7 protein-coding genes are annotated in these 9,422 nt (G+C 45.8%); 3 read left to right on the top strand and 4 right to left on the bottom strand.

Translation table 11 applies throughout. The features are described 5' to 3' along the window. Positions 1-356 precede the first annotated feature (356 nt). Positions 357-1,709 carry a DNA cytosine methyltransferase gene (locus F6J99_RS35805; RefSeq protein WP_293120328.1) on the top strand — a complete coding sequence of 451 codons (1,353 nt, stop codon included), beginning with the start codon at positions 357-359 and terminating at the stop codon, positions 1,707-1,709. Between the two features lie 196 nt (positions 1,710-1,905). Then, complete coding sequence (locus F6J99_RS35800) at positions 1,906-2,112, top strand: hypothetical protein (protein WP_070392609.1); 207 nt, start codon at positions 1,906-1,908, stop codon at positions 2,110-2,112. A gap of 626 nt (positions 2,113-2,738) precedes the next feature. Here F6J99_RS35800 and F6J99_RS35795 read toward each other — a convergent pair. Genes F6J99_RS35795 through F6J99_RS35785 form a run of 3 tightly spaced genes read right to left on the bottom strand, consistent with a single transcriptional unit; the run spans position 2,739 to position 6,351 of the window. Next, the gene (locus tag F6J99_RS35795) at positions 2,739-3,068 is read right to left on the bottom strand and encodes a hypothetical protein (RefSeq protein ID WP_293120326.1); all 330 of its coding nucleotides are present in this window, start codon (positions 3,066-3,068) and stop codon (positions 2,739-2,741) included. Continuing rightward, positions 3,055-3,186 carry a hypothetical protein gene (locus tag F6J99_RS35790; RefSeq protein WP_293120324.1) on the bottom strand — a complete coding sequence of 44 codons (132 nt, stop codon included), beginning with the start codon at positions 3,184-3,186 and terminating at the stop codon, positions 3,055-3,057. The genes F6J99_RS35795 and F6J99_RS35790 overlap by 14 nt, the downstream gene beginning before the upstream one ends. Before the next feature lie 12 nt (positions 3,187-3,198). Then, a complete protein-coding gene (locus F6J99_RS35785; protein WP_293120322.1) occupies positions 3,199-6,351 on the bottom strand; it encodes a filamentous hemagglutinin N-terminal domain-containing protein in 3,153 nt (1,050 codons plus the stop codon). A 22-nt stretch (positions 6,352-6,373) separates the two neighbouring features. On the opposite strand from F6J99_RS35785, the gene F6J99_RS35780 reads away from it, so the two are divergent. Next, positions 6,374-6,598, top strand: a complete 225-nt coding sequence (locus F6J99_RS35780; RefSeq protein ID WP_293120320.1) for a hypothetical protein — start codon at positions 6,374-6,376, stop codon at positions 6,596-6,598. Here the strand turns inward: F6J99_RS35780 and F6J99_RS35775 are convergent. Then, complete coding sequence (locus F6J99_RS35775) at positions 6,573-9,143, bottom strand: CHAT domain-containing protein (RefSeq protein WP_293120318.1); 2,571 nt, start codon at positions 9,141-9,143, stop codon at positions 6,573-6,575. The two genes, F6J99_RS35780 and F6J99_RS35775, sit on opposite strands and share 26 nt — an antisense overlap. Positions 9,144-9,422 lie beyond the last annotated feature (279 nt).

The following is a 9,422-nucleotide window of genomic DNA, read 5'->3' as shown; positions in this document are numbered from 1 at the left end:
TAATTGTTACAACATGATATTATAATTCTATTTTTATGAGTGTTTTTGCCTCCATTCAGAGCCACCCTTAGGGAGTAGGGAATATGGCATCAAAATTATCACAATTCCTACAGGTATTGCTATTACTAGTCGCAACTTTAGTGAGATCTAGATTAATCTGAATGGTAAAAGAGAGCACTAACTAAGGTATGGTAGAAAATAGTGTTTTCTTACTGATAAACCATTATAGGTAAGCAAGTGTCCATATAATTTGCCTATTGTCTATGCAGCGCGATGTAACAAGCTTTTTCATTACCTGTTCCCTGTTCCCTGTTCCGAAGCGTGCAGCGCAATAAAATTAGATTACCATACACGGCATGGCAAATTTCTCTCATCGACCCTTAGCCGTTGATTTATTTGCTGGTGCTGGTGGTTTCTCCCTAGGGATTGAGCAGGCGGGGTTTGATGTTGCCGTTGCCGTTGAACAAGACCCAATTCATGGGGCAGTGTATGCCTTCAATTCCCCCCAAACCAAGGTTTTATGTACCGACGTTGCTACCCTGTCTGGTCAGGAAATTCAGAAAGCCCTGAGGGAGTGGGCAACTCAAAGGGGGCAAAACCAAGACTGTAGAGAGGTTTCATCGCAGGTTTCTACCATTGATCTAGTCATTGATCTAGTCATTGGTGGACCCCCTTGTCAGGGATTCTCCTTGATCGGTAAGCGTCAAGTAGATGATGCACGCAATAATTTAGTGTTTGAGTTCTGCCGTTTGGTCAAAGAACTCCAACCACGCTATTTTGTGATGGAGAATGTTCCAGGCTTAGCTCAGAACAAATACCAAGACCTGTTCGAGCAGCTAATCAGCGAGTTTAAAGCAGCTGGATACACCATAACTGAGCCAGTCAAGGTATTGAATGCAGCAGATTTTGGCGTGCCACAAAAACGGCGGCGCTTGTTTTTACTGGGTTCTAGGCTTGGGGAAGCACCAGTGGTTTATCCTGACTCAGAACTAGGCTCTCACCAATGGGTAACTGTTAAGGATGCGATCGCAGACTTGCCTAACTTAGATAATTTTCCTGAACTCCAGAAAAGCGATTGTGTTGAACTAAAACCAAAACAGCTAGACCTGATCCAAGCTTTAGCTATGCCTTATGTAGAAAAGTTACGGGATATGATCACCGATCCTGGTAACTTTGCCTATCCCCGCCAGTGGAATCCTAAACTATTAACCAGTTCCCTGCAAACCCAGCACACGGAAGCGTCGATTGAGCGGTTTAGAAACACACCCATGGGGGAGGTAGAAACTACCAGTCGCTTACGACGCTTACACTGGGATAAACCATGCCATACCCTCAGAGCAGGTACTGGTTATAAAAACGGTCGCTACACCTCTCCTCGCCCCATTCATCCTGATTACCCACGGGTGATATCGGTGCGAGAGGCCGCTAGACTGCACTCATTTCCAGATTGGTTTCGCTTTCACCACACCAAATGGCATGGATTTCGACAGGTCGGTAATGCTGTACCACCACGATTAGCACGGGTTTTGGGTAAACAAATTATGACAGCCTTGGCCCAGGAACCATCAGTGCCGACCACAATTATAAAGCTCTCAGATACCAAACTGTTAACCTTTAAACAGTTTCAGGCATCCAAATATTGGACTATATTAGTATTTATTCCTTTTCTAATTTGCTGCTTCCTTCCTCCTGTCGTTCTCTTGTCCTAGAATCAACATGCTGTATATCACGACCGTCAACGCTGATCGGCTACTAGTTTGCCATCGTTGTAACTCAGATCACAGCTTAACCGCGATCCCATCACAACACATCGTGAGCTCGAATCACTACTAGCTAGGACTCTCTCTCACAGAAGATCTCTTCAAAATTGCCGATAGTTAAAATTACAGAGATTATGTGGAGCCCATGAAACCTTCTCAAGTGATCTTCCCCAAATTCCCGGTTAAGCAAATAGCTCAGCGTATTATTCATATGCGCCAAATTACCCGCATTGACCAACAGCTCTTTATGTCAGCTTTACGAGGCAAGGCATCACTTTCACTAGAAGAGCAAACCCTAGTCCAAGAGATTCATGACCGTTTGAACCGTGGATTGATTCGAGTAGTGGAATAAACTATATCACTTCTGATCATGATGGTCAAACCAATCAAATCTAGGGGCGCTTCCCTTGCGCCCGAATCCTGTGCGCTCTTTAACCTGTGGTTGGCAGCAAGTGATATAGCGCTACGCTTAGGGTCAGAAGTTATAAGTCAGAAGTCAGAAGTAAGCTAGGACTAAGTTTCGGAGTTTAGGCAGAAACCAGCTATGCTGAAGTAAAGGAGTAAGGTTTAATCCCAGAAGGTTTTTGATCACTAATTATGGGGAGATGATATCAAACAACCCCCAACCTGGGATTATATCATCTCGGCATAATTCCCTTAATAGAAATTTTGACCAGCACCTGAGCACCCTATCTTCTGCTACGCTATCACTAGCTAGATCTAAACGAGATCAGTTGCTAGTGGTGCTTCAGGGGAGCGCTCATTTTCCGCCTCTAGCCCTTGGTTAGCTTGCTGCCCGTAACGCACCACTAGCTCAAACAGCTTACCTAGATCCAAAAGAGATCAGCGTTTATCTGAGTTTTTGTTATTATTAGATTTTGTGAGTTGATAGTTGCATTGAACTCTGGCTGATCGTTTCTTGTCAGCCAGGTGCAACTTTTCTTGTTCCCAAGGCAGGATACTGGCAAGATGCCAGTTCTAACTATTCCCAAGCAGGATACTGGCAAGATGCCAGTTCCACCAAGATGCCCGCAGGTTACTGGCAAGATGCCAGTTCCACCAAGATGCCCGCAGGTTACTGGCAAGATGCCAGTTCCACCAAGATGCCCGCAGGATACTGGCAAGATGCCAGTTCCACCGACTCCCAAGCCAGGTTACTGGCAAGATGCCAGTTCTACCGATTCCCAAGCCAGGATACTGGCAAGATGCCAGTTCCACCGATTCCCAAGCCAGGTTACTGGCAAGATGCCAGTTCCACCGATTCCCAAGCCAGGTTACTGGCAAGATGCCAGTTCTACCGATTCCCAAGCCAGGTTACTGGCAAGATGCCAGTTCTACCGATTCCCGATTCCCGATTCCCATCTCCCCATCTCCCCATCTCCCCATCTCCCCATCTCCCTATCTCCCCATCTCCCCATCTCCCCATCTCCCTATCTCCCTATCTCCCTCCTCCCGAATGGCAATCAAGATGGGGCAATATCTGATCAACAGGAGTACCCCGAAAAGGATGAGCCGTCAGAATAATTGTGCCATCCTTTGCTGTTACCCAGCCTTGGGCTTCGATAATCACTTTTTTTTCCTGGGGAGGTTGAGGCTGTGTTACTGAACGCGATTCGTGGCCAAAGGCCTTACGCGATTCGTGGCCAAAGGCCAATGGTGGCTGCTGTAATGGTTTTCTGCTGCTGGCTAAGCCAGGACGAGAGAGCCAGCCCACGGTTCTGTCAGTATTAATCACCGCATCGTCTGCACTAGCTGGTAAACCCCCTTTACCGGTAATGATAAAGGAACTGCCGCCAGCAATCCGATTATTCTCAAAGCCACAAAGGTCATTGGCCAGGATCGCTTCTGCATCTACCGGGCTTGCTGGTAATTCCGTTAAGCCTGAGGTGGGGTCTACCTGGGAGATGTTGATTTCCACATCACCGTTGAAGGATGAGCCAAGGGTAGAAGTGGAAGTGATGTCATTGTCCTTTGTGAGACGGTCTCGAAACTCTAAACCAAAGATGCCTTTGGCATTAATGGTCACACTACCTCCTCGGCCTTGTTGAGCATTAGCTGTGATGTCGCTATTTCCCAGACCGACTAAGGTATCAGTATCAATTTCTATATTGCCCCCAGTGGTATTCCTAGCGTTAGTTAGAATCAAGCTTCTGTTGAGGAGTCGGATGTCACGGGAATATAGAGTAATATTGCCTTGCGCTCCTGCTGTTTGTGCTGAGATGATTCCATTGTTGTTTAGGAAGATGGAGTTGGCATTAATCTTTACTTCGCCTGCTGAACTACCCTTTTGAGTGCTTGTAGCACTAACTCCTGCTCCATCAGAGACAATTAACTGCTCACTGGTAATTTTCAACAACTTTCCCGCATCTCCTGTCCCTTCAGCTGCAGTAGTCAAGCCGCTCTGAGACCGACCATCGCCTGAGGTACCAATGAGTTGAACACTGGAGAAGGCATTCACTGTCAAATTTCCCCCGTGCCCTTCACCAAAAGTGACAGCTGAAACTTGTGCTCCATCAGAGATAATTAGCTGCCCAGTGGTAATCTTCAAATCTCCCGCATTTCCTGTCTCTCCAGTTTGAGCAAACAAGCCGCTGGGAAACTGACCATCGCCTGGCCTACCAATGAGTTGAACACTGGAGGAGGCATTCACAGTCAAAATTCCCCCGTGCCCTTCACCAAAAGTGCCAGCTGAAACTTGTGCTCCATCTGCGACTATTAACTGCCCAGTGGTAATACTCAACTCTCCTGCATTTCCTTTTGAGCCTCGATTAGCTTGAGCAAACAAGCCGCTGGCAGACTCACCCGAGGCTGAGGTACCAATCAGTTGAACAGATTCAGAGGCATCCACAGTCAAATTTCCCCCGTCCCCTTCACTAAAAGTGCTAGCCGAAACAAGTGCTCCATCAGAGACTATTAACTTGCCAGTGGTAATATTCAACAACTCTCCCGCATTTCCTGTTCCTTCAGTCCGATTAAACAAGCCGCTGCGAATTCGACCATCGGCTGAGGTACCAATCAGTTGAACAGATTCAGAGGCATCCACTGTCAAATTTCCCCCGTCCCCTTCACCAAAAGTGCCAGCTGCAACTTGTGCTCCATCAGAGACTATTAACTGCCCAGTGGTAATACTCAACTCTCCTGCATTTCCTTTTGAGTCTGGATTAGCTTGAGTAAACAAGCCGCTGCCAAACCGATCATCGGCTGAGGTACCAATCACTTGAACAGATTCAGAGGCATCCACTGTCAAATTTCCCCCGTCCCCTTCACCAAAAGCGCTAGCTGAAACTCTTGCTCCATCAGAGACTATTAACTGCCCAGTGGTAATACTGAAATCTCCCGCTTTTCCTGTCCTAGAAGTTAGAGCCGACAAGCTGCTGGGAAACTCATCGGCTGAGGTACCAATCACTTGAACAGATTCAGAGGCATCCACTGTCAAATTTCCCCCGTCCCCTTCACTAAAAGTGCTAGCCGAAACAAGTGCTCCATCAGAGACAATTAACTGCCCAGTGGTAATACTCACATCTCCCCCATTTCCTGTTCCTCTTTGAAGTACTCTGGGAATTACTCTGGCTGCCAAAGCGCTGACAGTACCATTAGCCGATACACCAACCACTCGAACAGATTTAGTGGCATTCACTGTCAAATCTCCCCCCTGTCCTGAGCCAAATACATCCGCCAATATCCTAGAACCACCCTCAAGACTCAACTGAGAAGCCTCAACCACTATCCCACCACCACTTCCACTGCCGTTGGTACTCGCAAAAACAAAAGAGCGATCGCGTAAATTCACATTAGCCCCCCGCACCTGGATACTGCCACCACTTTCCCCACTGGTAGTGACAAGAGCACCCTCGGACAAACTAATATCCTGAAACTCTTGAACTGTTGAATAATCCAACCCAAAACTAGTATCTGTTGGCGTCAGCTTCACCACACCATTAGAACCAACACTCCCCAGCTCAATCCGTCCATCGGTTGCTGTTAACTGACCACCAGCAATAGTAATGTCACCACCAATCAGCCCTAAGGTTTCACCATTTGGTACCTGAAAAAGACTAGACTGATTAGTAATACTTCCTGGATTGGATCCATATTGCAACCCAGAGGGAATATTAATGGTCAACAACGGTTTCTCATTCGGATTTTTAGCGCTGAAAACTGTGCCATCTTCAAACAAGACACTATCAGCAGTACTCCCAAAAAATGAGCCTCCCAGATCTAGTCTGCTATTGGGACCGAAGACGATACCGTTGGGATTTATCAGAAACAAGTTAGCATTTCCCAACACTCCTAGAGTCCCTAAAATATTGGAAACCTTAGCTCCAGTTACCCGACTCAGGATGTTCTCAATTCCCGTTGGATTCGCAAAATAAACTCGCCCAAACTCTGCCACATTGAAATCTGAGAAGCTGTGGAACAGATTGCTCTCTCTAATCGCCCCACCTTCTATCAAATCTGCTAGGTTTCCGTTAACATCGACATTGGGCGTTACTACAGAGCTTTCATTACCGAGGGTATTATCTGGAGTGATTTGCCCTAATGCCGTAGTTGCAGCCAGTAGAGAATAGAGAACAAAGGGACTTACTTGCACAAGTCTGTTAACCAGAGGTTTCATGTTAATCAATAGAGCTCCCGATGCCTGGGATTATTTCATAAAATACCTGTTGATTCTGTTAAGTTTTATAGCGCTATGGGCAAGGCAAGAGGCAATTGGCAATTGCCTCTTGCCTCTTGCCTCTTGCCTCTTGCCTCTTGCCTCTTGCCTCTTGCCTCTTCCCTACTCCCTACTCCCTACTCCCTACTCCCTCCTCCTCACAACCAATTTCCCAGCAAAATAAAAGCCGACCAGTAAAAGGGGTGCTTAAATTCCTGGGTCTGCAATAGCTCCTGTTGAGCTTGTCGCAGAGCTTCAGCCTTGGTAACCTTGCCTGTGGCTAACCTCTGATAGAAGCGAGTCATTAACTCTGCAGTGCTTAGATCGTCCACAAACCAAAGACTGGCAAGGGTACTGCGTGCGCCAGATCGCACGGCTACTCCAGCCAATCCCAAAGCGGCTCGGGAGTCTCCTGCGGCTGTCTGACAAGCACTGAGGACGAGTAATTCAATGGGATTTTTTTGCTTTTGATCCGCTGAGATCAGACTATTTAACTCATTGATATTGATTACGTCGTCCCAGGTCAGGAGAAAGGTTTCTTCAGCTACTGAACTAAATTCACCATGAGTTGCTAGATGGAGCACTTCGTACGGAGAGCTATTAAGTTCTGTAGTGAAGTTGGATTCAGTAAAGGATTCATTGAGTAGAATCAATGAGGGAACTTGAGCCATGATATTCTCTAATTCTTCCTTCACCCCAGGAAGTGCTCCTAAATTGGGACGATGGGGACGAGTTTCCGTGACTCCAGCACCCAGAACTGAAACATTTTCTCTGACATTGGCTTGAGAGTCGATTAATTGTAAACTAGGTGCTACTGCAATATTATATTTCTCGATAGCATAGTTTTCCCCGTCATAAAGCACAGACATAGGAAGATTGCGCAGGGCTCCGTCAGGGATAAAGACTAGGGTGCGGATGTTACTGTTGGCTAGTTCCGCTTCAATGGGGGTGATTAACCAGTCGTGTATTGTTTGCAAGTTTTCCTTTTCAAGACTTTGCCAAGGCCTAGTAATAGTTCTCCTTGCCAAAGCCAGTTGTTGTTCTATTTCTGTTTTGGGTAAGTTAGTGGTGATCTGGCGCAGGGGTTGTCCCGGCAAAGTGACAATTACTTCCAGGCGGTCTGGCAAGATAATGGTATAGAAGATCGCGGCTTTTGGGTCTATTTCATCGATATTAACGGGTTTAGCATCTAGACAGGCATCCCGAAAAAAGTTGTCTAGTTCTGCTAGTTGCAGGGATTCAATCACATCTCGTGCTTGTTTGAGGTTTTCTTGAGATGCATTGGGTTCTAGGAGTAGTCCTACTAATTCTCGGTAGACTGGTTCGACCCTCTCTCGAAACCCAAACTGAATATCGCTACTAATCGCGACTAGGTCGCTACGGATAGATTTGAGGCTTTGCACCGATTGAGCATAGGCCGCGATCGCGTTTTTTTTATCCTGTTTTAGGTTAAGGATTCTTCCTAGTTGCCATTGCCATTGATAGGCTAAATCCGGAGCCTGGATTTCTTGAGCAATGACTAAGGCTTTTTCGGTCAAGTCTTGGGCTTCATCAAGACGTTGATTGTATTTGTATAAGCTTCCCAAGTTACCAATGGCTTCAGCTTCCGCTCTTTTATCTCCTAAATTCCTAGCCAACTTAATAGCATCGGCGAGATAAGTAGCCAGGGCTTTGGGAGTTTTTAGTTGTGTCTTTTCAGATTTTAATAGGGTTTTGGCTAGCTTAATTCTAGCCTTTATTGCTCTTTGACTGGGAGATAATGTGGTTAAGGTATAGTCTATAGCTGGTAATAACTCTCTGGCTCGTGACCACTCTTGTGTAGCTATCAATACACTCAGTTGATTTAATTGTCCCTGAATTTTTATATCTGCTAAGGGAGATTCCTTGACAACCCGTTGATAGAAATCCAAAGCCTCTTCTGTTTTTTTTTGTAATCTAGCTGTATCCCCCAAACTGAGTAGAGTGTCAGCAAACAAAGTCTGATTTGGTAAGTTTTCCGCTATGGCTAAACTTTGTTGTAAAATGTCTTGAGAGTCTTGGAATTTTCCCACTCTCCTGAGGACATCACCTAGGTATTGAAGGGCTGTACTTTTGAGAGCGCTATCAGGTTGGTCTTGGATACTTTCCTTGATTTGATTTAACGTTTTAGTGGCTTGATTATACAACCCTAATATTCGTAAGGCTTGCACTTGGTAAATCTGACTTTCCGTTAATTTATTGAGGTCTTCGAGGTCTTGGTAGATAGCACTAGTTTGCTGCCAAGTTGATAAGGCTTTTTCCCCTTGACCTAGTGATAAGTAGACTTGTCCTTGGACTGACAGAATTTGGGCTTGTAATTGTTGACTTTCCTTGGTTAAGGGGAGTTGTGATAGTTGGCTAAAACTCTGGGATATTGTCTGTTTAGCTTGTGCCCAGTCTCCCAAACGTTGATAAATTAAAGCTAGATTCGCCAAGGCGTTAATCTCACCAATAATGTCCCCACTCTCGCTGTAGTTACTAATAATTTGCTCCAACAACGGTATCGCCTTTTGATATTGACCTGTTTCATAGAGTTGTTGGGCTTGTTGTTTTAGGGAATCGGGAATCGGGAATTGGGAATCGGGAATTGGGAATTGGGAATCGGGAATTGGGAATCGGGAATTGGGAATCGGGAATCGGGAATCGGGTGTGATTCTTTGAGAATTTGATAAAGCTTTCCCGGATGGCAGGAAGCACGTTAATGCGTTCACGCAGTGGCTCTGAAAGAGCATCGCAATTAGAAATGATAGTTTTTTCATAGTAATGCAAAAGGGAACAGGGAACAGGGAACAGGGAATAGAGAATTTAGAATGCGCGAATTTAGAATTGGGAATCGGAACCCACCCCTAACCCCTCCCAGGAGGCAGGGCTAATTCATTGTGATGAGAGAAAATTAGGGGGGCCAGAAACTCGCGTAAACTATCAAAGTGACCTCAATATGGAACTCTGATAACATACCGATGAAGATCAATCAATTATGCTGTCAGTCG

Source organism: Moorena sp. SIO4G3 (assembly GCF_010692305.1).
In the GTDB taxonomy this organism is placed as follows: domain Bacteria; phylum Cyanobacteriota; class Cyanobacteriia; order Cyanobacteriales; family Coleofasciculaceae; genus Moorena; species Moorena producens_A.
This window is presented reverse-complemented; position numbering and strand designations above follow the sequence as displayed.

Coding starts and splice junctions, on each gene's coding strand:
- F6J99_RS35805 (WP_293120328.1), top strand. CDS start 357: ATGGCAAATTTCTCTCATCGACCCTTAGCCGTTGATTTATTTGCTGGT.
- F6J99_RS35790 (WP_293120324.1), bottom strand. CDS start 3,186: ATGGGGAGATGGGGAGATGGGGAGATAGGGAGATGGGGAGATGGGGAG.
- F6J99_RS35800 (WP_070392609.1), top strand. CDS start 1,906: ATGAAACCTTCTCAAGTGATCTTCCCCAAATTCCCGGTTAAGCAAATA.
- F6J99_RS35780 (WP_293120320.1), top strand. CDS start 6,374: ATGTTAATCAATAGAGCTCCCGATGCCTGGGATTATTTCATAAAATAC.